Here is a 25858-nt window from a genome sequence, read left to right as displayed (position 1 = left end):
ACTGGAATAGGAACACGCGCAAGGCTGAATAAAAAGATCGTTCAGGCGGCAATTTCGTCAGCTACGCTATCCCCATGCCCGCTGGCTCTCGCTGTTCTATTCTCCTTCTTCTCACGCTCACTCTCCCTGGAGGGAGGTCGGTTCTTGGCGAAGAACAAGTTGTGGAGCAACCTGATCGTCCCCAGTTCGTAAAGACCACTCTCGCTGACGGGATCGATCGAGTTGCCGGACAGGAGCCAGGTTCGCAGATAAAGTACGTACGGCTGGCTCTCGCGGGGTCTCTCCGTCTCCCCGCTGCTGCAGACTCTTCCCTGCCTTTACCCGCCCCCACGCTAATCGCTCAATGCACCCTGCGCCCAAACGGAAAATCTTATTTCGAACTCTTCACGAACTTTGGAGGCGCCACCGACCTCACTTTTTATCCTCCCTGGACGCCTGCCTCCCAAGACGACCTCTTTCCTCCGCGCACGGAGAAAGTCCCCATCACAATGGACTTCCTCGGCTACACCCGCGTTAAACCCGTTCGTCGTCAGTGGGAGATTCCGGTTCAGACACCGGGCCAGTATCGCTACAACCCTCCTGGCCCCGGCTCTACGAACCTGGAAGAGATCGCCTACTACCTCCGATATCTCGTTGCCCTTCCCACGCTTCGCCTCACGCTCGGCAACAACTCCGCTGACTTTCTCACCACACCGCTGCTCAACGAAATCCGCAAAGAACCGCTCTGCCGTGCGGCCGCCCTCTGATAAGGGGGACCAACACAAGACAACGAAGTCGGGACTTCTGGAACAGGGTCTAAAATCCTTTCCAGCGCAGGGCGAAACCTAACGCTCGAGAGCCCATGAAGACTGTGAAGCTTCTCTCCTGGCACGAAGACATTACGACGAAGGCTGCATCGCTGAAACGCCGTGGCCTGAAGATCGACGCTGCTCCTCTGATCAGAAACTCGGGGGTCGTCGGTGAACTCGCCCATCTCAACCCCGCAGCGCTGGTTCTCGATCTGGACAAACTTCCGTCGCGCTCCCGCGAGGTTGCACTGGCTCTTCGCTCCAGCAAATCCGCGCACCACATACCGATCCTCTTCGCAGGCGGATTGCCCGAAAAGACGGAACGAATCCGTGCTGAAAATCCCGAGGCCAGTTACGCCTCATGGTCCGAAGCCCCTCGCGCCCTCGCCGCACTTCTTCGCCATCCACCAGCTCCTCCGGCCATCGCACCTCCACGCGATTTCTCAACAACGCCCCTGCCAAAAAAATTTGGAGTTAACTCGAGTATGGAGGTAGCCCTCATCGCCGCTCCAGACGGCTTCGAAGAGCTACTTGGCGACCTCCCTGAAGAGACCATCCTGCTCTCGCTCGCAGACCTGACCTCTACGCTGGATCTACTCACGCTTCGTCTCCCCAGGCAGGCCTCCGTCTGGATCGTTCATCCAAAACGCACCGGCAAACACTACGTCGACTTCAATCAGAACCACGTACGCGATGAGTCCCTAGCCGCAGGCCTGGTCGATTACAAGGTGTGCTCGATTGATAACGACTGGTACGCGCTCAAATTTGCATGGCGCAGCGCTAATCTTCGCGGTCGGACGACCCTTCACGACGTAAAACGCCTGCACCGGCCCGTTGAAAATCGCTTACAGCACTACACTTCCGGTTCGACCTCAGGGTACGGCACTGAAAAGAGCGCAGACCTTCGCCAGAGAGAATAACCCGCGCGCCCTTCCGTAGTCTTACAAGGCATAATCAAAGGATGCCGTCTCTCTGGTCCCCAACCGACTGGCCCCAGCGCCTCGCCGAACTGCAGGCCCCCACGGGCGAGCTGAAAGAAGCTCCGCTGCGCCGCGACGTTCGCTCTCTCGGGATGCTGCTGGGCGAGGTGCTGCGCGAGCAGGCCGGCGCGCCGCTCTATGAGGCCGTCGAAGCTCTCCGCCGCATCGCCATCGCGCGTCGCGAAGCCGAAGCCCCGCAGACCGGAGCCGCCGACCAGACCGTCGCCACCGCCCATCTCCAGCAGGCGCTGGCCCGCGTCCATACGCTTGACCTGCCCGCTGCCTACCAGCTCGCCCGTGCCTTCGGCTTCTACTTCGAGCTCATCAACCTCGCCGAGACCAACCATCGCAAGCGCCGACGCCTCTCCTTACAGCTGAATCAGAGCGCGGATTCAGCCGGCTCTATTCAACGCGGTGATCTGCGCGGAACTCTCCGCCGTCTTCGCCAGGCCGGCTTTCCCGCGGAACAAGTTCACTCCCTGCTGGCGCGTATCTGCGTCGCCCCGGTCTTCACCGCGCATCCCACCGAGGTCGCCCGCCGCAGCGTCATGTTCAAGCGCCGTCGCATCTCCGATCTCCTCGAGCAGCTCGACCGCATACCCGTCCCCGAACCTCACCTCGAATCTCTTGAACGCGATCTGCTGGCCGAGATCACCGCGCTCTGGCAGACCGACGACGTGCGCAGCGCACGCCCTACGGTGCTCGACGAGATCCGCATGGCCCTCGACTACTACGAGTCAAGCCTCTTCGACACCCTCCCTGTTCTCTACTCCGAAGTCGCCGCCGCGCTCGCTGCCGAATATCCCGACGATAAAAGCTCAGATTCAGTTACAAACAAATCGGAACAGTCTAGATCTTCGACAGCTCAATCCTCCGTCGCCGATCTTCCCCTTTTAATCCGCTTTGGTTCCTGGATCGGGGGCGACCGCGACGGCAACCCCTTCGTCACTCCCCAGGCGACGCGCGACGCGCTCGCGATGGCCCGCGCTCTCTTGTTCACGCACTACCGCCGCCGTCTGCAAAACATCTTCGAGCAGCTTGCAAGTTCTACCCAACAGGTCCCTGTCTCCCAGGAACTAAACGCGCTGCTCGACAGCTATCTCAGTCAACTCCGCACCGCCGGCCAGAGTGCTCTCGGCGAGCGCTTCCCTCACGAATCCATCCGGCTGCTCATCGCCTGCATCATGATGCGACTTGGTGCGACTCCGCAATCCGCCGTTCCCGTTCCGGCCAATCCCGCGCTCAAGCCATACACCCGGGCTACCGAGATGCTCTCCGATCTCACAATCCTTCGCGAATCACTGGTCGACAATAGCGGCCCTCGTCTCGCCGAGATGCTCATCGACCCGTTGCTGATAGAGGTTCGCACTTACGGACTGCACCTGCAGACACTGGACATCCGCCAGCACGCCCGCGTCCACGCCGCCGCCGTCGCGGAGGTCTCCGCATGGTGTCCCTCCAACTCGCCTGACGCGCTCAACCTCCCATCCGCGCTGAGCGAACAGACCGCCGAGGTTCTCGACACCTTCCGCACCATCGCCGAACTCAAGCAAACCTACTCCCCAGAGTCCATCCGGCAGTACGTCATTAGCGGCGCAACCAGCGCCGAAGATGTCCTGCAGGTCATCTGGCTTGCGCGTCTCGGTGGAGTCAAGGTCGAAGCCACCACACCTCAACCAGACGGCACAGTAGACGACCCCGGCCTGCAGCCCGTTCCGCTCTTTGAGTCCATCGAGGATCTTCAGAACGCCCCCGACATTATGCGCAAGCTCTGGACGAGCGAGGCCTACAAGCCACTTCTCGCGAGTTGGAATCGTCAGCAGGAGGTCATGCTCGGTTACTCCGACTCGAACAAGGACGGCGGCATGATCACGAGCACATGGGAGATATGGAAGGCTCACCGTGCACTGCATGAGGTCGCTCGCGAATGCAACGTGAACCTGCGGCTGTTCCATGGTCGCGGCGGCACGGTAGGTCGCGGTGGTGGACCAACGCACCGCGCCATCTTCGCTCAGCCTGTCGACAGCTTCACCGGCGAACTTCGCATCACCGAACAGGGCGAAGTTCTCAACTGGAAGTACTCCGACGTCGTGCTCGCCGAACGCAATCTTGAACTGATGATCGCCGCAAGCCTCGACGCACTGGGCCGCCCCGATGCGGCGCTGCAGCGCGGCGCGGAGACTCCCCACCTCACCGGCGAGATCCTTCCAGCATGGGAAGCCGCACTCGACCAGCTTTCGGCTACCTCCTACGAGTTCTATCGCAAACACATCGTCGATAACCCCGACACATTTACCTACTTCGAGCAGTCCACTCCCGTCGCAGAGCTCGAACATGCGCGTCTCGGCTCACGTCCCGCAAAGCGCAGCGGCAAAAAATCCATGGCCGATCTTCGCGCCATCCCTTGGGTCTTTGGTTGGATGCAGTCTCGCCAGCTCGTTCCTGCGTACTTCGGCGTGGGTCATGCGCTCCATCAATTCATCCAATCCAAACCCGACGGCCTCGCGCAACTTCAAACCATGGCCCGCGACTTCCCGCTCTTTCTCGACATCATCCGCAACGTAGAGATGGCCCTCGCCAAGGCAGACTTCGGCATCGCCCGCCTCTATGCGTCACTGGTCGAAGACGAAGCCCTTCGCGACCGCGTCTTCACGATCCTCGAAGCTGAGTTCAACCTGACGCACCGCATGATTCTCGAGATCACAAAGCAGAAATCGCTCCTCGAAACCAACCCGGTTCTCGAGCGCTCCATCCGCCTGCGCAATCCCTACGTCGACCCGATGTCGCTCATTCAGGTCGAGCTGATGCGACGCAAGCGCGCAGCCCTGGCAAAAGGACACCCCGAGTCTCCCGAACTGGACCGCGCCATCTCCGCCACGATCAACGGCATCAGCGCCGGCCTCCGCAACACCGGCTGATCGCGAAAGAAGTAGAAATACCTAATTCGAAAAGGGGGAGCTCAATCAGCTCTTCCTTGCCGCACCTCTCGCAAGCAAAGTATCAATATCCCTGATCCGCTCGGAACGCCGTTACTTTATTCTTCACAAACGTCACCGCCATCGGTTTGCCAAGATTTGCAAACACCACCATGCGGTTCCCATAGTCGTTGCTCGTGCTCTTGCTAACCTGTCCCAGCGCAAGCTCCACCTGCCGCTCATTCATCCCGAGAATGACACGGTGCGAGTCCACGGCCTTCCAGATCTCCGGTCCCCAATGCTTGTAGAGCTCATGCGGATCGTCATAGAACAGGATCTCGTCGGTATAAAACGTGTACTGGCCCGCCTGCCGATACCCCACTGGCACGGCGTATTCCTTCGTATCTCCTGCGACATCGGGCCGCGTAAAGACCATCAGCACCTGCTTGTCGCCGCCTGGAATTCGAAACGTCGCAGCCTTCGGAGCCACCTGCTCTATCGCGTCCTTCACCATCAGCGGCTCTGCGCCCAGCAGCGTCCCGGCAGCCTTGCCATACTGAGCCGCATGTCCGACGAGAGGATAGTATTCCAGTTGCCCACCGGCCGAAACCCAAACCGTCGATCCCGCCAGATCCTTAATGTCCTTCAGCGAATCCGGCCGTTTCTTCTTCAAGAAGACAAGATCGTCTTCGGGAATCACCTCGCGCGCGGGCGCCTTCACCGACGTATCCGGAGCATTCCGCTCCCGGTAGATCAACCCCACCCGAATGCCGACCGCCAGCACCAGCACAACAGTCGCCCCGATCGCCGCCTTCGCTCCATTCTGCATCGACTCTCCCTTACCCCTTAGATAGCAACCACTGCACTCTAATCTACCGACTCCGCGACACTCAACTCCTCATCCGCTCCCATCAAAGCGTCTGCCGTTAGAGCATCGGCATTGCGCAACTGCGGGAACAATGCGGCAGCAGAGGCCGTCACCAGCATCGATCCAATCCCGCCAATCACCACTGCCCGCACAGCGCCCCACCACTGCGCCGTCACACCACTTTCAAACTCGCCAAACTCATTCGACGCTCCAATGAACAACCAGTTCACCGCACTCACACGCCCACGCATCTCAGGCGGCGTCGCCAACTGTAGCACGCTCGACCGAACCACCACACTCACCATGTCACTCGCACCGACGATCACCAACGCCGCCGCGCTTAAGTAAATGCTCTTCGATAACCCGAAAACCACCGTAGCCGCGCCGAAGATTCCAACGCACACCAGCATCGTCGCCCCAGCTTTGTGCTTGATCGGTCGCACTACCATCACCAGAGAAACCGCGAGCGCCCCTACCGACGGCATCGCCCTCAGCAACCCAAGCCCGCGTGGTCCAGCATGCAAAATGTCCGTCGCAAAGATCGGCAGCAACGCCGTCGCCCCACCCAGCAGCACCGCAAACAGGTCCAGCGAGATCGACCCCAGAAGCAGTTTCGCGCGCCAAACGTACTCAAGCCCTGCCAGCACCGTCTTCATGCTGAAAGCCTTCTTTTCCGTGGTCACCATCTTCGTTCGAATCATGCTGACCAGCACAATGAACCCCAGCAGCATCAGAAGCGTGAAGCTGTATACCAGCGGCGCGCCGTTACACAGTGCCGCGACACCGGCCAGCGGCAGCGTAAACAAGATTCCTCCCACTGCGGGGCCGGACATATTCGCAATCTGGTAGACCGTCGCGCCCCACGTCACCGCGTTGACAAAGTTTTCTTTAGGCACCAGGCTCGGCAGCATGGCACTCGCCGCCGGTCCGCTGAACGCTCTGCCCAACCCAATCCCCACAAGCACCGCATAGATCGGCCAGATTCGTCCGTGTTGCAACGCCGTCGCGCTCAACGACAACCACAGCAGCACGGCCGTGCAACAAGCCTGCAGCCCGTAGCAAAGCAGAATGATCTTGCGCCGGTCATATCGATCCGCCGCATGTCCCGCAGCAAGCACGACAAACAATCCAGGCAGAAAAAGAGCGAGCCCCGTATACCCAAGGTCCAAGGCAGAGTGTGTGATCGCATACACTTGCCATGCCACCGCAACCGACTGAGCCTCTGCCCCCAGAATCACCATCAACCGCGCCGTCTGATAAAGCCGAAAGTCCCGCGACTTAAACGCCGAGCGGTAGTCGTTCTCGTCCGCCAGCTTTACTCGTTCCGAGCCGTCCGCCATGCCCTATGTTTTCACACTTCCGCTACGAAAATGTCACCTTCTCCCAGGACCTATTTGCCTGTCGATCACCTTCTTGGAATGCTGCGTGATCTCTCCCGGCACAACATGCCGTCGCGCAGTCGAGATGTCCCCGCAAGGCTCTAAGCAATCGCGCCTGAATTTTCGTTGGAGATCCCAGTGCCGAAGCACCGCTACCGGCCCAGATAAACCCTGTACTGTGTCTCGACGACTCCAGTGTTCCGCGCCAGTTGCAGCTTCGACTGGTTGTACTGATACAGCGTATCCACCAGCCGGCTCTGCGCCGCAGCCAGCGTCGCCTGCGCCTGCACGACCGGCAGATTGTCGTCCACCCCGGCAGAGAAACGGTCAGACGCATCCTGCAACTCCTGCGTCGCGAGGTCGACGTTGCTCCTAGCCACCTTTACCAGATCATTCGACGACTGCACATCCAGCATCGCCGCGCGAATCTGTTGCTCGATGGTCACCCGTAGCGAATCGATCTGCTGATTCAACCCTGTAACCTGAGCTTCCGCTACCTCACGCTCGCCACGAAGCTGTCCTTCCTGAAACACCGGCACGCTCACCTTGCCGGTCGCTGTAAACACGCCGTGGTACAGCGAACCGATCTCACCCAGTACGCCGTAGTATCCATCGAACGACACCACCGGCAGACGCTCCGCCCGTACCGCCTTCCGCGCCTTCGCCGCAACCTCAAGCTGCGCCTGCAGACTCAGCAGATCCTTCCTCCGCTCGTAAGCCAGCTTCTTGGCATCCTCCAGGGGCAGCTGCGCAAACTCCGCGTAAGGAGCCGTATCGGTCAGCGTAATCTCCTGGTCCGCCGGCAGTCCGATCAACCGGTTCAGCGCAATCTTGTCCTTCGCAAATGCGTTCTCGTCATTGATCAGCGCCTGCTGCTGCGTCTGCAACTGGACCCTCGCCCTCAACTCGTCCAGATTCGTCCCAACGCCCGCCTCGTGCGAGGCCTTCGCCTGCTGGTACGCCACCTCGTCGGCCTTCTCCAAAGCCTGCGCGTTCGCAATCTGCGAAGCATCCGCCAGCGCCAGCAGATATTGCGATCCCACTGCCAGCGTCACACCACCCAGCTCATTTAGAGTGGTAAGGTTAGCCACCTTCGCCGCCTGCTGCGCCGACCGGTACAGATAATACGCAGGCACATTGAAGAGTTGCTGATTCAAACTCATCTGGGCCGAAGCAGTATCCACCTTGACGATCTCGCTGAACGCCCCTGGAGGCAAACCCAACCCAGCCAGCGATTGGCCCTTGAACCCCTGGGCCGCGAGGTTAATCTCCTGCGCCTCGATCGCCCCCTTGGCCGTCAAGCTCGGCAATAGACTATTCTCGACCGTCAGCACCTGGCCACGCACCACCCGTTCATTCTGGATGACCAGCAGCATCTGCAGGTTACGCTTCTCACCGCGAGCGATCGCGTCATCGAGACTCAGCGCCAACGCACCCGGCGTTGCCTGTTCGACCACCACCCCACCCGGCAGCTTCACGAGATTGGGCATAGGGGCCGACGGCAGATCTGCACTTTGCCCCTGAGCACCTTGGATCTGAGCACTCTGGGTCTGCGCGCCCGCCATGGGGACACACAAAGCCAGCGCCAGAGGCCACACCACCGCCCGCGAGCGCACCTTCGCTTCTCGTAAAATTTCAGTCAGGGCTTTCATGCTCTCTTATTAGAGTGCCACACTCCCCTCGCGATGCAGAAATCACGAGAAATCGGTCCTCGCCCCCCTCCCTCAGCTAAAATACGAAAGATAATCCTATGCGTCTTATAACAATGAACCGCATCGTCCTCGCCGCAGCCCTGCTCCTCGCCCTTCCGGCCATCCCGGCCCTCGCTCAGGGCTTCAAAGACACCTCCATGCTCCGCGCTCCCGCCGGATCTCCAGTCGCCATCTACGAGTTTGAAGATCTCGAATGCCCCGCCTGCTCGCACGCCTTCCCCATCGTGCATGCGGCCGTCGATAAATATAAGATTCCCCTTCTACGCCACGACTTCCCTCTGCGGATGCACGTCTGGAGCTTCGACGCCGCCGTGATCGCCCGCTACATTCAGGACAAGATCTCCCCACAGGCCGCTGAAGAGTACCGCCGCGCCGTCTTCGCCAACCAGATCTCCATCGCCTCGAAAGAAGATCTCAACGGCTTCACGCAAAAGTACTTTCAATCTCATGGCCGCGTGATGCCGTTCGTCATCGACCCGAACGGGCTCTTCGCTGCAGAGGTGCACGCCGACCAGACCCTGGGCGAGCGCGTCGGTCTCACCAAGACTCCGACCATCTTCATCGTCACCCACAAGGGCTTCGTCGAAGTTAACGACGTCACTCAGCTCTACGCCATGCTCGACACCGCAATCGCAGAAAACCCTGCACCGGCAACGGCCAAACCAAAGACCACGACAGCGAAGCGATAGACCAATGACCCGGGCGCAGTTCCTAATCTCGGGCCTCTTGTTGACGACTGTTGTCGCAATCACGTAGGTGACGCGCACTTCACCGGCATAGGAGCAGTTTCCAGCGCCCTGACCGCATGGTTCGATTTAGATCGCAAACTCTACACCCGCTGCCTGTCAACGAACAGGTCGAAGTACTCTCCATGATCGGCGACATCGCCTCCTTCCAGGGCAGGCCGATCGTTCACACCCACGTCGTCCTGGGGAAACAACACGGAACCACAGCGGGCGGTCATCTCTTCGAGGCCTGGGTCAACCCCACCCTGGAGGTCTTCGTCACCGCTGATGACACACCGCTCAACAAACGCGACGATCCAAGCGGCCTCAGGCTCATCGATCCCGCGAAGTAACGGCTTCCCGATCACGGCCGCTTCACCGAGTCTGGCCATCTCACCGAACCTGAAAGATCAGGAAGTAGTCCTGACCGTCCGCCTTGGTGAAGTCGTACGTCCCGACCAGCTTGTACCCAGCCTGACCCATCTCTTTCACCACAACATCGTGGTTCAATCCATGGTCCGCTCCGTTGCCGTTACGGTCGATAATCCCCACCTTTGCCCCCGGCCGCAAAGCCTTCTGCAGCACCTTCATCGTCGGCACAGGGTGCGCAATCTCGTGATAGACCTTCAGCATCAGCACCGCGTCCACGCTCCCCGTGGGTAGCCGCGGATCGTCTGGGCTGCCCAGCACCGTACGCACATTCGACAGATCTTCCTTCAACGCTCGTTTGCCAATGTATTCGATCGCCAACGGATTAATGTCCTCCGCGATCACCGCACCCGTAGCTCCCACTCTGCGCGACGCACGCACCGTAAACCACCCCGAACCCGCGCCAATATCCGCAACATTCTTCCCCGCGACAATCCCCAGCAGGTCCATCACGCGATCGATCTGCAACTTCTTATCCCGGTCCGGATACTCAAAGATGGAAAGGTCGCCAGAGTAAGGAGTACTCGTAGGCCGCTGCGTCACGTCCTGCGCCGGATCAGGCGAAGTCGACATCATGGCGGTCGCTTTGTCCAGGCTCCGCTGCGTTCCCGCGCCCGTCTGCCCACTAGAAGAAACGCAAACTCCAACCGTCAAAACCAAAACCAGAAAAACTCTACCCAGCCCAAGCCACGGCGAACCACTGAAAAGCGTCATCCCAACAGCATCCGCCAATTCACCCGCTAAGGCAATCGCCCACAGTTGTCAGTTATAACCTCGCCAACAACTCACCCAACGCAATCAACGAATCTGTACCAGCTCCGCACCAGCCCCATGCCCCGACGCGCCCGGCGTCACCGAGGAGGTCTGCGGAGCACGCCAGTGGTCGATGTAGCTCACCTGATGCACGCAGCTGATCGTGCAACTCGGCGCGCAGCTCTTCTCCGTCAAAAACTCCCGCTTCACATCGGCGGTCTGGTACTGCGCCAGCGGCACCGCCGGATATCCACGCTGCTGGCTGCAATAGTGCACTAGCCCGTTCTCGCAGATATACAAGTACCGACCACCCGCCCGGCAACGCCAGTCATTCGTCTTCCCATTGGCGATCGCCTCCTGGAAGTGATTGAACCGCGAGTAGCTCCGCCGCGTCAGGTTCCGCACCTTGTCCCACACCGTGCGCTCGGCATCCCCTAGCGGCTTCAACTGCCCGCTGCCATCGTGAATAATTCCAATCGTCGAGCTGAACCCCAGCGCCAGCGCCCGCTCACTCACCGTCAACGCGTCGTTCGGATTCGCAATCCCGCCGCCAACCACGGAGTTGATATTCACATGAAAGTCCGCATGCTCGGCCAGCATCTGCAGCTTCTTATCCAGCACCTTCAGGCTCTTCTTCGAGACCTCATCCGGCATCACGTTATCGATCGAGATCTGCATATGATCGAGCCCGGCCTTATTCAGCCTCTCGATCCTCTCCGGCATCAGCAGATACCCGTTCGTGATCATCCCGGCAATCGCGCCAGTCTTTCTGATGCGAGCGATAATCTGATCCAGCTCCGGATGCAGCAGCGGTTCGCCGCCCGAGATCGTAATCACCGAAGTCCCCAGCCGTCCCAGATGGTCAATGCGTCGTAGCATCTCCTCCAGCGGCACCGGGTCCGAGTGATCGTCGTACTCATTGCAATAGGTACAGGCCAGGTTGCACCGCCGCATCGGCACAATGTGCGCCATGTACGGATGCCCGGTCGACATCACCGCTGAACCGATCGAGCCTAACTCACGCAGCTTGCGCGTCACTGCCTTCCAGCGGCGCCTGGCAGTCATCGGACGGCTGCCATTCACCACGGCAGTTGTAGGAGCAGAAGACATATCATCTTCAAGTATATCGAAGTGCGCTCAGATCTCCTCCTTAGCCTATCGCGGGAGCTCGAAATCCGCGCAGGAGAGATCGGAAACTATGTCCCGACTCTCAGAACCAGCATTCCGCCAACCAATAGACTGACTGAAGGCAAACAGACTCACTAAGAGCAAGATCTCGCGTCCTCTCGCCCAAATAAATCGCCCAAATAAATTCTGTTAGATTCCGTCGCGTCTCGCCAACCGCGCTTCGCTCTATAGTTTCGCCAACAGTTCGCGAGTGTATTGGCCCGTCTCGCCAAAGAACTCTTCCAGCCCAAACCCCGGAATCACACACGAGCGCTTCTTTGTATCCGGCGTCAGGGTCAACGTCTGCTCCTGCTTGTCGCGAATCACCACCACCGGCAACGGCCGCCCTCTGTTGTCATGGATCGTCTTCGTCCAGTCGGTTCCGCTCGAAACAGCGATCGAGTTTACCCGCACCACCACATCTCCTGCCTTCAACCCAGCCTGTTCCGCCGGGCTGTTGCTGTCGACGCTCCGCACCAGCAGCCCCGCTCCGCCCTCTGCGCCAAAAAATCCCGCCAGCTGCGGCCCCATCACCTCAAGCTGAGCGCCAGTGTAGGACGAACTCAAAATCATATTCATCGCCAGCATCTCTCGATGCCCCTTGGGAATCGCCGTGGTCCCGGACGAGGTCGAGCCGCCGCCCATAAAACTATTCCCACCGCGTACTGACCCCGAAGGCCCGCTCCCCGGAGCTGGAACCGTATAGTGCTGCTCCCACGCCTGCTGTCCCACCGTCAGCCGGTCCGCCATCTGCATCGTCATCGTCATCGTCTGCCCATCGCGACTGATCACGAAGCTCACCGTCCGTCCCACTGGTTGATCGCGCAGCAACCGCTTCAACTGCTCCTGGCCGTCAACCCCCTGGCCGTTCATCTGCAAAATCACATCGTGCATTCGCATCCCAGCTTTGCACGCCGGTCCATCGTGATCCAGACTCACAATCTCCGCCCCACGCGCCTCTTTCATCCGCAGCGAACCAACCTGATCGTCGCTAACATCGCGCGTCTCCACCCCGAGGTACCCTTGCGTCGCGTACTTGTGTGAGCCAGCGCCCATCGCTCCCCCGAGAACGGTGCGCCCAGACCAGAAAGGCAGACCCTGCGCCGCAAGCGAACTCTGCCCACCATGCAGAACGGTCGTCCCAGCCATCAGCGCCACAACCCCAGCCACAACCCCCAAAGACCTGCGGTATTTCATCTGCCTATCCTCATTCGCGCTTGCTCTCGCACCCGGGCGATCGAGCGCGCTATCTTTCCTGCGCCTACTGAATATCCGCGGAACCCTGCAGCGCATTATAAGAAGCCGTCCGGATAAAGGGATTTGCGTCCTGCGTTGAAACCGTTCGCAGCACCTGCCGCACGCTCGAGTCCGACTGCACCGGCTCCAGCAACCCAATCGCGATCTTACGAACCTGCGCATCCGAATCATGCATGACTGCCTCCAGCACCGCATCGCGCACATGCTGGTCCTGCCCCACAAAATGTTGCAACCCCTGCAGCGCCGTCATCCGAACGCCGGCATCCTGGTCATATCGCAGCGAAACCATCAAAGCGTTACGAATCTCCGCACCATCTACAGCGGTCGGCTGGCACGCATGCCCTAACTTGCATTCGCTCGTCAGCAGCTCAACCGATTGCCTTCGCACTCCATCTGCCGCAGCAGAACGTGTGCCCACCATCAGCAGGTTCCGAATCTGCGGACTATCCAACGACCCCTCCATCGTCTCCGGAACCACCCTGTTGTAGGTAACCTGCACCAACTCCGAGTTCGGCATCGTCACAATCCCGGTCACGTTAGCGACAGCGCCTCTATCAACGCCTTCATCCGGACCCGTAACAATCACCGGCTTCTGAGGCTTCGGAGCGTGAGCCACCTGGTAGCGCAGCGTAAAGTTACCCGCCAGAAAACCCACTCCCAGCAACAGTGTCGCCAGCGCCGGAGCGCCCTGCACATGCCCCAGCCAACGATAGAAATTTGTCCTCAGTTGAGTAAGAAACCCATGTGGCGGAATCATATCCAGCTCGTCATCAAGCCGCATCCGCGACTGCGCCAGAAGATTCGGCGAAGGTTCCAGCACCGGCAGCAACGCCAACCGCTCTTCAAACACCTGGAAAGCTTCCAGCTCCGCGCGGCAACCCTCGCATTCGGTCAGATGCTGTTCCAGCCCCCCAGCCAGCTCATCCGGCAGCTCGCCGTACTTCAACAAAACGATACAATCTCTTGCGCTCTCACACTTCATTGTCCTACCTCAACCAGCCTCAAATTTTGTTTGCTTTTTGTGGGCTCTGCGTGCGCCCTTATAAAATCATTTCCAACGTACCTGCACTCACAACTCACGGCGTTACCGCAGCTCCGCCAGATTAGCCCGCAGCTTTCGCGTAGCCCGGAACAGCGTATTCTTAGCCGTCTCTTCTGTCGTGCTCAACATCTCGCCAATCGTCCGCAGCTTCAGCCCCTGATAGTGCTTCAGCTCGAACACCGTTCGCTCGCGCGGTGTCAGCTTGTTCAAAGCCTCGCCGATCCGCTCACTCATCACCTTCCGGTCCAACTCCCGCCCCGGGTTCGCCATCGCCCGGTCGTCCGTGATATTGGCCATCAGGTCCATCTCATCGCCACTGGCATCCAGCACCGTCGCCGGATCTTCCCTGCGGCTCTTTCTCCGCCGCAACTGGTCCAGGCAAAGGTTTGTGACAATCCGGTAAAGCCATGTATAAAAGCTGCACTCGAACCGGAAGTTCCCCAGGTGTCGATACGCCTTGATAAAGGCCTCCTGGTGGACATCCTGCGCATCCTGCTCATTACCGAGCATATGCAGCGCCAGCCGAAGCACAGACTGGTCATATCGCCGCACCAGAGCGTCGAACGCAGTTCGCTGGCCCTTCTGCGCCTCGCGAATCAGTTCATCGTCTTCGGTCCGCTGCTGGGCACGAGCGTCGAGCTGCGCCTGCGTCAGCTTGCCGCCGTTCCTGGTTCCGGATTGAGCCGCTGCTTTTGCCATCGCTGGCAACGATTCTACAGCGGCTGCACCTAATAATCCCGTAGCAAACGGGCTGACGTGCCGTTTTCGGAGCCCCACAGCGAGCGGAGAAGACAACTCCCCGCCAGGATTCAACCCAGCAACATCTGCATTCATCGTTCTGACTCCGGAGTCAGGAAATCGAACTACACCCCAATAGACCCCCAAACTTCGGAAAGGTGAGCATCACCAGATCCCACAAAAGGGGCAGCCCAACTCAACCCATAACACTCGTCGGTAGAGGGCAACTTCGAAACTTGACCACTACCCGCTCGTCATCTCGACCGCAAGCCGCCCCACTTGGCGCGCCGCAGGGGTAGCTGTTACTTCACTCAGCCGGAATAACATCGTCATCTCGACCGAAGGCGGCGCACTTTGCCGCCGCAGTGGAGAGACCCCCGTATTTCGTATCTGCCCTAGCTATTGTTCCAGCTGTCTCCATCGATTTACCCCGCCGAAGTCACCCGAGCCCTCCGTTTCGGTAAACTCATCCCAATGCCTCCTCGCCCGACCCCCGCTCCCAGCCTCTTCGCAGAGACCCCAGCCTCTACTCCGTCCAGACCTCAAAACCCCAAACCTCAAAACGACTGGATCAACGCCCACTGCGACGGCGGAGCCCGTGGCAACCCCGGCCCCTCTGGCTACGGTGCTCTCATTCAGGACGACGAAGGCAACGTCCTCGCTGAACTCTCCGAGTTCCTTGGCATGCGCACCAACAACTACGCCGAATACTCCGGTCTCCTCGGCTGCCTCCAGTACGCGCTCGACCACCACCACCCCTGCCTCCGCGTCGTCTCGGACTCCGAGTTGATGGTCAAGCAGATCCAGGGCAAATATCAGGTCAAAAGCCCCGACCTCAAGCCCCTCTACGAAGAGGCCAAGCGCCGTATTGCCAAACTCGAAGGCTTTGAGATCACACACGCCCTCCGCCACAAAAACAAAGACGCCGACCGCCTCGCCAACGAAGCCATGGACCGCGGAATGCGCCGCACACCAGCCACCGGCTCAAGCACCAGCCCTTCCACTCCGCCGCCGAAGGCGACCCCATACCCAACCAAATCCGAAGCCCCACCCAACCCCTACGCCAAAGCCGACACCATGCTCCGCGGCTTCACCAAAGACGGCGTCGTCCACATCCTCGGCGGAGCCACCCTCCCCAACGGCGTCTTCGTAAAAATCATCCGCGAATAACCCTATTTGCTCGAGACGTCCCCGCTGGAGTCGTTCGCGTATTCGATCCTGAAGTCGATCTGGGCGGCCTTTTCCAGCATCTTCGAGACCGAACAGTACTTATTCTTCGAGAGGTCAACCGCGTCTTCGGCAGCCTTCTTTGAGACAGCCCCGCCAATCCGGTAAGTCAGCACAATCCTTGTAAACACCCGGGGCGGCGCAGCGGCCTGTTCAGCGGTTGCAGACACCGTAAGGCTGGTCAGGGGCTCGCGCTTCTTTTTGAGGATCGAAACCACATCGACGGATGTGCAACCGCAAAGGGCCATCAGCACCGCCTCCATTGGGGAAGGACCGTTGGCGTACCGGTCGCCACCATCGAAAACCACGCTATGGCCACTTTCAGAGCGCCCCTCAAACTCCATCTCCTTCGTCCAAACTGTCTCGGCAATCATTAGTCGCTCTCTCCTATTTCATTGGACACTCGATTACACCGGTCCGTTTTCAAATTATTCGCCTTAGATACAACCTCAGCGTCCGGCAGCTGCCATCCGCGCACAAAGCTCCTCCACCGCCGCCATCTGCGCCAGCATCGTCTCCAACTTCTGCGCCCCCATATCATCCTCAAATCGCCGCTGCATTCGATCCAGAATCCCCATCACCCTCACCGCTCTCCTCTTCCCCAGCGGCCGCAGCAACAGTTGTACCGCCCGCGCATCCTCCGGGTCGATCCTCCGCTCCACCAGACCCTTCGCCTCAAGCGACGAGATGCAATGACTCACGTTGCTTCGCGTAGTCTCAAACGCCTCAGCCAGCGCCGACGGCTTGATCTGCCCGCGCTTCTCAAAGAAGATCGCCGCCAGCACCATCGCCTCAAACGCAGTCACCTCCTCGTGTTTCAACACAAGGTTCAGCGAAGCATCCATCCGCCGGGCAATCCGGCTGGCCTGAAACACAGGGCTCTGCCGCAAAAAAGCTTCAATCCTCATCCGACCTCACCTTTAGCTCAAAGGAGCGGCTGGCGCGGAGCCCGCCGTGCTCTTTTTTGTTGTCATCCCCGAAGGGAATCTGTTGTCTTCCCTCACACCAATTGCAAATCTGCTTTAGTTAAGCAGTTCAACTATTTATAGCAAAACAAAACTACTCCCAACCCAAGCTCATTTCAGCGGATGATGGAAGTAGAACTCAATCGCATGAAGATCCCTCCCCACCTTTGTCTCCCACTCCTCGCCTGTGGTCTGTCCGTCGCGCAGCAGCCTTCGTCGCCAGTCTCATCCCCAGACAAGCTCACCTCGATCGCCCAAAGCATCTCCGTCACCACCACCCTCGAGCCCCTCCCTCTCGCCGAGAGCGACCGCGCAGTCAACCTCATCTCCCCCCGCGACCAGCCCCTCGTCTCGAACTCCGTCGTTGACCTCCTCCGACAGGACCCCTCCCTCAACCTCCAGGCCCGCGCCGCCAACGGCGTCCAGGCCGACCTCTCCCTCCGCGGCACCACCTTCGAGCAGTCCCTCATCCTCCTCAACGGCCTACGCATCAACGACCCCGAGACGAGCCACCTCAACCTCGACATCCCCGTCCCCCTCGACGCCGTCACCCGCATCGACATCCTCCACGGCTCCGGCAGCACCTTCTACGGCTCCGACGCCATCGGCGGCGCCGTCAACCTCCTCACCCAGCCCCCGGCCCCAGGCCTCACCCTCATCGGCAGCGCAGGCGGCGGCAGCTACTCCTCCATCGAGCAGCATCTCCGCGCCTCCTACACCCAGGGCCCCATCGCCACCCAACTCACTGGCAGCCGCGACACCTCCGACGGCTTTATCCCCGACCGCAACTACTCCAGCAACGCCCTCGCCTCCGAGACCTGGCTCACCCTCAAGCCCGGCACAACCGACATCCTCCTCGCAGTAAGCGACCGCCCCTACGGAGCTAACCTCTTCTACGGCCCCTACGACTCCTGGGAGCGCACCAAAGGCTGGTTTGCCAGCATCCAGCAGCAACTCGGCCAACGTACCGCAGCCAGCTACGGCTACCGCCGCCACTCCGACCTCTTCGTCCTCTTCGCCGACCAGCCCCAGATCTACGAGAACAACCACATCGCCACCAGCTACGAGGCCGCCCTCCGCCGCGCCGACACCCTCACCCCCAACACCACCCTCTCCTACGGCCTCGAAGCCGACGGCGACTCCATTCACTCCAACTCACTAGGCCAGCACGCCCGCAACCAGGGCGCAGGCTACGCCAACCTCAACCTCCGCGCCCTCGGCCGCTTCTCCCTCTCCCTCGGAGCCCGCGATGAAGTCCTCTCCAGCAACGGCAACGTCTTCTCCCCCTCAGTAGCCGCCGCCTACACCCTCACCCACACGGTCCGCCTCCGCACCTCCGCCGGCCACGGCTTCCGGCTCCCCACCTACGTCGATCTCTACTACGCCGATCCCACCACCATCGGCAATCCCAACCTCAAACCCGAGTCCTCCTGGAGCTTCGAAGCCGGCCTCGACTGGAACCCCACCAACAGCCGCCTAACACTCACTGCCACAGGCTTCCGCCTCCAGCAAAAAGACACCATCGACTACTCGAAACTCGCGCTCGCCACCCCGACCCTCACCTTCGCCGAACCCTACCAGGCCGTCAACATCCAGAACCTCAACATCACAGGAGCCGAGACCACCCTCCGCCTCCGCCTCACCACCACCCAGCAGCTACAGTTCAGTTACACCGCCGCCCACGCAGCATCCCCACCACCCAACCTCATCTCCGAGTACGCCTATAACTACGCCGCACAAAACGCCATCTTCGCCTGGAACGGCACCCTCCCCGGCGCAATCTTTGGAAGAGCAGGTCACCAGATCAACGCCCACACCCAGGTCAACGTCGTCCAGCGCACCCAGCACACCGCCTACCTGCTCTGGGACGTCGCCCTCTCCCGCAATACCGGCCACCTGCGCCCCTACCTGCGCCTGCTCAACCTCAGCAACACCGGCTACCAGGAGATCCCGCAAGTCCCCCTGCAAGGCCGCACCATCATCGCCGGTACGGAATTCAACTGGACCACATCGCGCCATTAGCCCGACACAAATTGGGGGTTCCCGAATAAACAGCGCTCAGGAACCCCCAACCCCTTGCTCTCTGCAATCCGTGGAGATCACACCTAACCTTCAAGATCCCCTCAGGCGCATCCAAGCTTCAATCCCTGTCAAGCGCCAGGCTACTGTTTGTCGTAAACGTCCTCCCCCGCCACCGGTTTCCCGTCCAGTCCCGTTCCCTTGACTGTGGTCGTAAGCGTCTTCCCGTCTGTTGAAACGACGGTATGGCGTGTCCTGATCTCTTTTCCGGCTTTCGTAAAAGTATTAACGCGGCTGTGAGAGCTGACCAGCTTTGAGCTGACTCCGTCGAAGTCGCCCTCCTGTACAGTCCCCACCCCGCCCTTGATCGGAACCGTATATTTCACCGATAGCGGCGACCCATCGCCGGTCGTGCCAGTACCCGTCACCTGAAGATTGGCGCCCTGCTCCTCAATTACAAGCGTTACGTTCTTCGGTGCAGTACCGGTCGTATACTTCGTCTTTGCCGAGTTGAGCGTCCATGTCCCAACGAAGGGATCACTAGCCAGCAGCGGCGTCGCAAACGCTAACAGCGCTAACGCGCATAGAATCTTTCGCATAAAGTTGTTACCTCGATGGCCGAGAAATATACACCTGCTGGCAGCGGCCACGCAATCCAGAGATCTCCACTCGAAGCGCCTGATTTGTTTCGCCAGCTCCGCCTTAACGAATCCCGCTCACCACCTTCCCATCCGCGCGCAATCAATCCGCCGGCCACCCTTGCAAGGCTCCGCCATCATCACACCACGCAAGTTCAACTGGTCGCGAAGATACAGCCACCAACCCGCACGCAAATCGAAGATTACATCCGATGAAACGTATGAAAGTGTGTCAGTTCTTCAATCGCTATCAGAGCCAGTGTGACCAATGACAAAACCAACTGGATGCGCTCCATTCGAATCTTGCGCAGGGTCAGAGGCCTTTGACGCCAGAGCGACGACGGGCGTCTGCGGAGATATCGAACACGCCGCAGAATCGCCAGGTTCAGTAGCGCACCCATCAGAGCAAACGCAATCATCGGCACGCGAATCCAGTCCGTGTGGACTTTATCCCAGGCCATCCCGGCCTGTGTGATGCCAGCCAACGCGCCCACTCCAATCACAACACGCAGACCATCCAGAGCAACAAAGAAGCTGCAGACGCTTTGCAGAAGCACGAAGAAGAGGCTCGACCAGGCAATAACGCCCTGTGCTCTCACCGCTTTCACCGCAGGCATCCGCAGCGACAAGGTCTCTTCAGATTCAACTGATTTGAAAGAAGCAGACGACATCGAAGAATAAGCTCCCTGGACAAGCACCTTCCCATCACTACTTAAATAACCGTTCGCGCGATCAATCAGACTTCAGTCCTTCCGACCTACCTGAATCCCCTAACCGCCACACCGGGCATCATGCAACTACTTCGCCAACTCCGCCTTCACAATCTCGCTCACCAGCTTGCCATCCGCGCGCAGTCCATCCGCCAGGATCCGCTGCTGCACCACCTTCATCACCGCGCCCATCTCCTTCGGCGTCGGCTTCGCACCGCCCTCGGACATCGTATGGATCGCCCCCTGCACCACACCGCGAATGACATCCTCCCCCGCAGCCTGCGGCAGATAGCCCTCAATCATCCCGATCTCCGTCTGCTCCTTCGCTGCAAGCTCCGGCCGGCCACCCTTAGTGAACGACTCCACGGACTCCCTCCGCTGTTTGATCAGCGTCGTCAAAATCTGCGACTCCTCCGCATCCGTCAGCTTCTCGCGCTTGTCGATCTCTTTATTCTTCAGCGCCGACTTCACCATCCGCAGCGTCGTCAGCTTATGTTCATCCTTCGCCTTCATCGCAACCACAATATCCGTTTGAATCTTCTCGCCAATCGTCATCGCATCTCCATCCAATCAATCCCCAATTATAAGTAAGCTGAGCAACGCGAGGCCCCAAGCCTCTAACCAACCAAGAAAAGGTATACAAGTCACGAAGTGACCGCCCCACGCGTAGTGGGCCCGTCCGGCAGGACCCCGCTACAATAAACTCATGATCCGCAAAACGCGCCTCTTCACCCCTGGTCCGACCCCTCTCCTCCCCGCCGCCCAGTTCGCCATGGCTGCGGCCGATATTCACCATCGCACCCCCGAGTTCCGCGCGATGTACACCCGCGTCCTCTCCCAGCTCAAAGAGTTCGTCGGCACCAAAAACGACGTCATCATCCTCTCTAGCTCTGGCTCAGGCGCCATGGAAGCCGCCGTCTCCAACCTGACGTCACCGGGAGATCGCGTTCTGGTGCTAACAGCCGGCAAGTTCGGCGAGCGCTGGACCGGCATCACCAAAGCCTTCGGCTGCCACGTCGACGTTGTCAGCGCCCCCTACGGCAGCACCTTCTCCCTCGATGAGATCAAAGCGAATCTCCACCTCGAAACCCGCGCCGTCTTCGTCCAGGCCACCGAGTCCTCCACCGGCGTCCGCCACGACATCGAAGCCATCGCCAAGCTTCTCAAGTCCGAAAACTCCGAAGCTCTCCTCATCGTCGACGGCATCACCGGCCTCGGCACCTCGCACCTCGACATGGACGGCTGGGGCATCGACGTCCTCATCGGCGGCTCGCAAAAGGCCGTCATGATTCCCCCCGGCCTCAGCTATCTCGCAGTCAGCCAGCGCGCCTGGGACCGCATGGAGGCCACCTACAACCCGCGCTACTACTTCGACCTCCGCAAGGAGCGCAAGAACGCCGCCAAGGGCGAATCCGCATACACGCCATCCGTTGCGCTCATCGCCGCCCTGGGCGCAGCGTTAAACTACATCGCCGCACAAGCCGCCACACCCGAACAACCCGAAGGCGACCTCGCCGCAGGCCGCGTCAAGCTGGTAGACAACGCAATCACCTGCGCCGCCATGACCCGCGCCGCAGCCACCGCACTCGGCCTCAAGCTCTTCGCCCCCGCAGGCAACGAAGCCGCAGCAGCCACCGCCATCGTCGCCCCCGAAGGCAGCGACTCCGGCACGCTGGTCAAAGGTCTCAAATCGCAGTTCGGAGCCATCGTCACCGACGGCCAGGGCGAGATGAAGGGTCAGCTCTTCCGCATCGCCCACATCGGCTTCTTCGACTACATGGACACCATCGCCATTCTCGGCGCGCTCGAGCAAGTCATCCACAAAACCAAGTTCCCCGCCCCCAACTTCACCTTCGGCAGAGGCCTGATCGCGGCCCAAACCTTCTTCGCCGAACACGCCAAATAACCAGCAACGCCACAAAACGGGGTGCCCACGTCCGGACTCTCGGACGTGGGTTTTCAATAGCCATGGAAGACGGAAAGTCTAAATTATGGCAACGGACCACGCTTATAGCAGACGAGAGTTTCTGATCGGTGCCGCCGGCGCCGCGCTCACGGCGCAGAGCGCGATGGCGTTGGGCGCGAGCACTTCTGCTCTGCGCGGACGATTCCTGACCCATGTCTCCGTCGTGCGCGTCAACCAGATCGAGGTGACGCCTAATCGTTCGATCGGAGAAGACGAAGCTCCGGACAACAGCCCCGCCCATATTCGTTCGCGAAGAGAAGCATTTGCCAGAGGGTGCCCGGAAGGCCGAATGACATGGGCGGTAAGTTGGCTGGCCTTGAACGACAACCGGCAGGAGTACAAAGACGCGCGCCGTCTTCTCGCCTCGTATCACGATCAGTATGGTGACGAGATCACCTTCATTCCGGGCGGCTACTTTGCACCCATGTACGACACGCGACCGCATAACCGCGAGACGATTCACAAGGCGTTGGGCTTGATCTCCACCATGGTGGGCGGAGGATATCGTCCGCAGTGCATAGTAGCGGGCTTCCTGGACGCGGAAAACCAGAGATACCTGGCTACCGAAGAGGGCATTCATGTTTGCCAGGGGCAGATCTGGAGCCAGCACGGCATTGACCACGGTGATGGCGATGGCGCCATCTGCTATCCGTACTATCCAAGCCGGGAGCACTATCTGAAACCCGCACAGGGAGCGGCCGACTTCATCGACTGCGTCTGCCTGGATGGCTGGACCTGCGACTTTCTAACCGCACGGCGGGAGGGCTTCGAGGGCGGGTATAACAGCCGGCTGGGCGTGGGTCCAATCGAAGCTGTAGGAAATCTGGGGACGGCAGTGGGCCGTAGGGAGATGCTGGACACCACTGCGGTGCACTTCGACCGAGGCCACGCTCTCAATGGATTTGGCTGGGTTACGGGGATCTGGGAGGTCTCGGTTGGGCACGACGAGGATCTGACCTACTGGCTGCAGGCCGTCAGGGACAGGTGGCCGGACACCAGCGTGTTGACCGAGGGTGAGTTCGGCCTGAAGTGGCGCGAGCACACGCCCAGCAATGCCTCGTTGAACTATCAGTTCGATGCTCGAGGAACCGGCGCGCCGGGCTCGGAAAAAGAGTTGGAGATCGAGTGGTTTATGAACCGCGAGTTTCGTTTGGCGCTGCTGCGGAACTGGGCGAAGAACGACGCACCAATGGTCATTGACTTCACGCGCTACGACTTGCCGGCTCAGGAGCCGCAGATTCTGCAGCGGGAGTGGAGCTTGATGAATGTGCTGAATCAGAAAGGCACGCGGCCACAGGATAAGCCCCAGCGGCTGGGGCAGTTGACAGCGGAGGATCAGCGACGGATATTTGCGCGGTATCCGGAGCTGAAGAAGCTGAAATGAAGAGTACCCCTTTAGCCGCGGCAAAGCCGGTCCCCACCCTTCCAGTTTCACCATAAAGGGTCGGATTTGCGAAGCGAACCGCACTCCTCGAACCGCAGTGCAATCGTCTTAGTAAAATCCGCAATCCGCGGTCTCTCGGCCCTTGATACTCTTGTGCAACCCGATGAAACGCTCCCGCCAGGTCGCCGCACCTCTTCTAGCCGCCGCAGCCATGGCGCTCCTAACCGGCTGTCGCAAACCCGAGATGCAGCGCTGCGTCGACGAGAACAACCACGTCGTAGACGACAAACTCTGCGCCAACCTCCCGCCTGATCAACAAGGCATCCAGCAACAGCGCCCCGACGGCCACGGTGGCTTCCTCCCCATCCTCATCCCCTACCGCTACTACTACGGCGGCTGGGGAGGCTACGGCCTCGGCAGCGTAGTTGGCGGGGGAGGCTACGCCCCTGTCGCCGGTCGCAGCTACGCCAATCGCTCCGGCGTCACCATCCGCGGCGGCTTCGGCCGCAGCTTCTCTGAGGGCGGAAGCCACAGCAGCGGTGAAGGCGGATCCCACGGCGGCAGCGCAGGCGAATAACAGCAGCGACGAATCATCGACCCAGGAGACTCATGCAGCGCATCACCCTAACCCCACGCGACAACTGGCAACAAAAAGTCGAGTCCGTCGGCCTCACCTTCCACACCCTCGAAAACGGCACACCCTACTGGGACGAGTCCGCCGCCTACAGCTTCACCGCCGCTGAGATCGACACTCTCGAAGCCGCCGGCAATACCCTCCAGGAGATGTGTCTCGCCGCCGCCCAGCACATCATCGACCAGAAGCGTTACGCCGAACTCGACATCCCCCAGCAGGCCGTCGACGCCATCGAGTGGGCCTGGAACAACGAGCCACCCGCGCTCTACGGCCGCTTCGACCTGAGCTGGGCCGGCGCACAAAGCGGCCACGCCCCCAAGCTCCTCGAGTACAACGCCGACACTCCCACCTCGCTCCTCGAAGCCGCAGTCGTCCAATGGCACTGGCTCAAGGACATGCCCACATCCCTCATCTCCTCAAAGCCCGATCAGTTCAACTCGATTCACGAAAAGCTCATCGCCAAGTGGCATGACATCGACCCCTACCTCTCGAAGCCCGTCTACTTCGCCGCGCTCGACAACCCCGAAGACCAGCTCACCGTCACCTATCTCCGCGACACCGCCCAGCAGGCCGGCCTCGAAACCCTTCAGATGTTCATGAACGAGATCGGCTGGAATGACGACCAACAACTCTTCCTCGACCCCGACGAACACCCCATGTTCTCCATCTTCAAGCTCTATCCCTGGGAGGCCATGCTTCAGGAGGAGTTCGGCCCCCACGCCATCGACACCTACCCCAGCACCCGCTGGATCGAGCCCATCTGGAAGATGCTCCTCTCCAACAAAGGGATCCTCCCCATCCTCTGGCAGCTCTACCCCAACCACGACCTTCTCCTCGAATCCCACTTCGCAGGCAGCAACGACGCCGCAGTCAATCTGCGAAACTACGTCCGCAAGCCGCTGATGTCCCGCGAAGGCGCCAACATCACCCTCGTTCGCGAGGGCACTGACATCGCCACCACGGCCGGCCCCTACAATGGCGAACAGATCATTCAGGCCCTCGCCCCGGACGCCGTCTTCGATCATCGCCACACCGTCCTCGGCCTCTGGATGATCGACCAGGACTGTTGCGGCCTCGGCGTCCGCGAGTCCTTCAACCCCATCACTGATAACCTGAGCTCCTTCGTCCCGCACTTCTTCATTTAGAAGATCATGTCCTGCCGGACGGGCCTCCTGCGCGGAGAGCGGTCACTTCGTGACGGGTATACCTTGTCGTGGCAGGGGGAACTACGTGCTCCTCCCGTTGGTCGGGCCTATGCTCATGCCGACCAGCGGGAGGACCTATGCAACTCATCCCGCCAAGACCGGTACACCCGTCACGAAGTGACCGCCCCACGCGCAGTGGGCCCGTCCGGCAGGACATGCAGTGACATTGCTCCTATAAGCCAAACAAAATCGTGTCAAGCCCCCTATCCTCCTAACCCCAACTCAAACAACAACATCAACGTGGCGCATTAGTTTCACCCAATCCCGTAAAATAGAGAGAAGTACACACAAAAAGCCGTCCCACTGGCCAAACCGTCCGATAGATTGCCTAACTCGTTTCGCTGGAAGAATTTAGCC

At 60.0% G+C, this 25858-nt stretch carries 24 protein-coding genes; 11 read left to right on the top strand and 13 right to left on the bottom strand.

What is annotated here, in order from left to right; all coding sequences use genetic code 11:
• Positions 1–161 precede the first annotated feature (161 nt).
• The 3 genes from HDF12_RS03630 (at position 162) to ppc (ending at position 4686) form a co-directional block, all read left to right on the top strand.
• The gene (locus tag HDF12_RS03630) at positions 162–746 is read left to right on the top strand and encodes a hypothetical protein (RefSeq protein ID WP_179581259.1); all 585 of its coding nucleotides are present in this window, start codon (positions 162–164) and stop codon (positions 744–746) included.
• 95 nt (positions 747–841) lie between these two features.
• On the top strand, positions 842–1708 hold the full coding sequence (locus tag HDF12_RS03625) for a hypothetical protein (protein ID WP_179581258.1): 867 nt from the start codon (positions 842–844) through the stop codon (positions 1706–1708).
• Between the two features lie 41 nt (positions 1709–1749).
• Positions 1750–4686, top strand: a complete 2937-nt coding sequence (ppc, locus tag HDF12_RS03620) for a phosphoenolpyruvate carboxylase (RefSeq protein ID WP_179581257.1) — start codon at positions 1750–1752, stop codon at positions 4684–4686.
• Between the two features lie 82 nt (positions 4687–4768).
• On the opposite strand, the gene HDF12_RS03615 is transcribed toward ppc, so the two are convergent.
• From HDF12_RS03615 to HDF12_RS03605, 3 genes are all read right to left on the bottom strand, one after another.
• Positions 4769–5512 carry a hypothetical protein gene (locus HDF12_RS03615; protein ID WP_179581256.1) on the bottom strand — a complete coding sequence of 248 codons (744 nt, stop codon included), beginning with the start codon at positions 5510–5512 and terminating at the stop codon, positions 4769–4771.
• A 38-nt stretch (positions 5513–5550) separates the two neighbouring features.
• Positions 5551–6891 carry an MFS transporter gene (locus HDF12_RS03610; RefSeq protein WP_179581255.1) on the bottom strand — a complete coding sequence of 447 codons (1341 nt, stop codon included), beginning with the start codon at positions 6889–6891 and terminating at the stop codon, positions 5551–5553.
• 191 nt (positions 6892–7082) lie between these two features.
• Entirely contained in the window at positions 7083–8582 is a 1500-nt protein-coding gene (locus HDF12_RS03605; protein ID WP_257025332.1) for a TolC family protein, read from the bottom strand.
• Positions 8583–8680: 98 nt separating this feature from the next.
• Between HDF12_RS03605 and HDF12_RS03600 the strand changes: the two genes are divergently transcribed.
• Both HDF12_RS03600 and HDF12_RS03595 read left to right on the top strand, forming a co-directional pair.
• On the top strand, positions 8681–9331 hold the full coding sequence (locus HDF12_RS03600; protein ID WP_257025331.1) for a DsbA family protein: 651 nt from the start codon (positions 8681–8683) through the stop codon (positions 9329–9331).
• 116 nt (positions 9332–9447) lie between these two features.
• On the top strand, positions 9448–9720 hold the full coding sequence (locus HDF12_RS03595) for a PPC domain-containing DNA-binding protein (protein WP_257025330.1): 273 nt from the start codon (positions 9448–9450) through the stop codon (positions 9718–9720).
• A gap of 40 nt (positions 9721–9760) precedes the next feature.
• Here HDF12_RS03595 and HDF12_RS03590 read toward each other — a convergent pair whose 3' ends face one another.
• From HDF12_RS03590 to HDF12_RS03570, 5 genes are all read right to left on the bottom strand, one after another.
• Complete coding sequence (locus HDF12_RS03590) at positions 9761–10510, bottom strand: class I SAM-dependent methyltransferase (protein WP_179581254.1); 750 nt, start codon at positions 10508–10510, stop codon at positions 9761–9763.
• 84 nt (positions 10511–10594) lie between these two features.
• On the bottom strand, positions 10595–11659 hold the full coding sequence (locus HDF12_RS03585) for a radical SAM protein (RefSeq protein ID WP_257025329.1): 1065 nt from the start codon (positions 11657–11659) through the stop codon (positions 10595–10597).
• Between the two features lie 243 nt (positions 11660–11902).
• Positions 11903–12913 carry a PDZ domain-containing protein gene (locus tag HDF12_RS03580; RefSeq protein WP_179581253.1) on the bottom strand — a complete coding sequence of 337 codons (1011 nt, stop codon included), beginning with the start codon at positions 12911–12913 and terminating at the stop codon, positions 11903–11905.
• A gap of 64 nt (positions 12914–12977) precedes the next feature.
• Positions 12978–13955 carry a HEAT repeat domain-containing protein gene (locus HDF12_RS03575; RefSeq protein WP_179581252.1) on the bottom strand — a complete coding sequence of 326 codons (978 nt, stop codon included), beginning with the start codon at positions 13953–13955 and terminating at the stop codon, positions 12978–12980.
• 102 nt (positions 13956–14057) lie between these two features.
• Positions 14058–14849, bottom strand: a complete 792-nt coding sequence (locus tag HDF12_RS03570; protein ID WP_179581251.1) for an RNA polymerase sigma factor — start codon at positions 14847–14849, stop codon at positions 14058–14060.
• Between the two features lie 378 nt (positions 14850–15227).
• On the opposite strand from HDF12_RS03570, the gene HDF12_RS03565 reads away from it, so the two are divergent.
• Positions 15228–15923 (top strand): ribonuclease HI family protein, encoded by a 696-nt coding sequence (locus HDF12_RS03565; protein ID WP_179581250.1) that lies wholly within the window; start codon positions 15228–15230, stop codon positions 15921–15923.
• Positions 15924–15925: 2 nt separating this feature from the next.
• On the opposite strand, the gene HDF12_RS03560 is transcribed toward HDF12_RS03565, so the two are convergent.
• Both HDF12_RS03560 and HDF12_RS03555 read right to left on the bottom strand, forming a co-directional pair.
• Positions 15926–16354, bottom strand: coding sequence for an OsmC family protein (locus HDF12_RS03560; RefSeq protein WP_179581249.1), 429 nt, complete (start codon positions 16352–16354; stop codon positions 15926–15928).
• 75 nt (positions 16355–16429) lie between these two features.
• Positions 16430–16888, bottom strand: coding sequence for a MarR family winged helix-turn-helix transcriptional regulator (locus tag HDF12_RS03555; protein WP_179581248.1), 459 nt, complete (start codon positions 16886–16888; stop codon positions 16430–16432).
• Positions 16889–17092: 204 nt separating this feature from the next.
• On the opposite strand from HDF12_RS03555, the gene HDF12_RS03550 reads away from it, so the two are divergent.
• Positions 17093–18967, top strand: a complete 1875-nt coding sequence (locus HDF12_RS03550; RefSeq protein WP_257025328.1) for a TonB-dependent receptor plug domain-containing protein — start codon at positions 17093–17095, stop codon at positions 18965–18967.
• A gap of 140 nt (positions 18968–19107) precedes the next feature.
• Here the strand turns inward: HDF12_RS03550 and HDF12_RS03545 are convergent, their stop codons facing one another.
• From HDF12_RS03545 to HDF12_RS03535, 3 genes are all read right to left on the bottom strand, one after another.
• Positions 19108–19563 (bottom strand): hypothetical protein, encoded by a 456-nt coding sequence (locus tag HDF12_RS03545; protein WP_179581246.1) that lies wholly within the window; start codon positions 19561–19563, stop codon positions 19108–19110.
• Between the two features lie 242 nt (positions 19564–19805).
• Positions 19806–20273: a hypothetical protein gene (locus tag HDF12_RS03540; RefSeq protein ID WP_179581245.1), complete on the bottom strand. Its 468-nt coding sequence runs from the start codon at positions 20271–20273 to the stop codon at positions 19806–19808.
• A 126-nt stretch (positions 20274–20399) separates the two neighbouring features.
• Positions 20400–20867 (bottom strand): GatB/YqeY domain-containing protein, encoded by a 468-nt coding sequence (locus HDF12_RS03535; RefSeq protein WP_179581244.1) that lies wholly within the window; start codon positions 20865–20867, stop codon positions 20400–20402.
• Positions 20868–21018: 151 nt separating this feature from the next.
• Between HDF12_RS03535 and HDF12_RS03530 the strand changes: the two genes are divergently transcribed.
• The 4 genes from HDF12_RS03530 to HDF12_RS03515 all read left to right on the top strand — a co-directional run bounded on the left by HDF12_RS03530 (position 21019) and on the right by HDF12_RS03515 (position 25441).
• Positions 21019–22218 (top strand): pyridoxal-phosphate-dependent aminotransferase family protein, encoded by a 1200-nt coding sequence (locus tag HDF12_RS03530; RefSeq protein WP_179581243.1) that lies wholly within the window; start codon positions 21019–21021, stop codon positions 22216–22218.
• A gap of 85 nt (positions 22219–22303) precedes the next feature.
• Positions 22304–23662 (top strand): DUF3863 domain-containing protein, encoded by a 1359-nt coding sequence (locus tag HDF12_RS03525; RefSeq protein WP_179581242.1) that lies wholly within the window; start codon positions 22304–22306, stop codon positions 23660–23662.
• 163 nt (positions 23663–23825) lie between these two features.
• Positions 23826–24239, top strand: a complete 414-nt coding sequence (locus tag HDF12_RS03520; protein ID WP_179581241.1) for a hypothetical protein — start codon at positions 23826–23828, stop codon at positions 24237–24239.
• A gap of 32 nt (positions 24240–24271) precedes the next feature.
• A complete protein-coding gene (locus HDF12_RS03515) occupies positions 24272–25441 on the top strand; it encodes a glutathionylspermidine synthase family protein (protein WP_179581240.1) in 1170 nt (389 codons plus the stop codon).
• Positions 25442–25858 lie beyond the last annotated feature (417 nt).

The sequence above is a fragment of the Tunturiibacter gelidiferens genome (assembly GCF_013410115.1).
In the GTDB taxonomy this organism is placed as follows: domain Bacteria; phylum Acidobacteriota; class Terriglobia; order Terriglobales; family Acidobacteriaceae; genus Edaphobacter; species Edaphobacter gelidiferens.
Note: the sequence above shows the minus strand (reverse complement) of the source record. Positions and strands in the feature narration are given on the sequence as shown.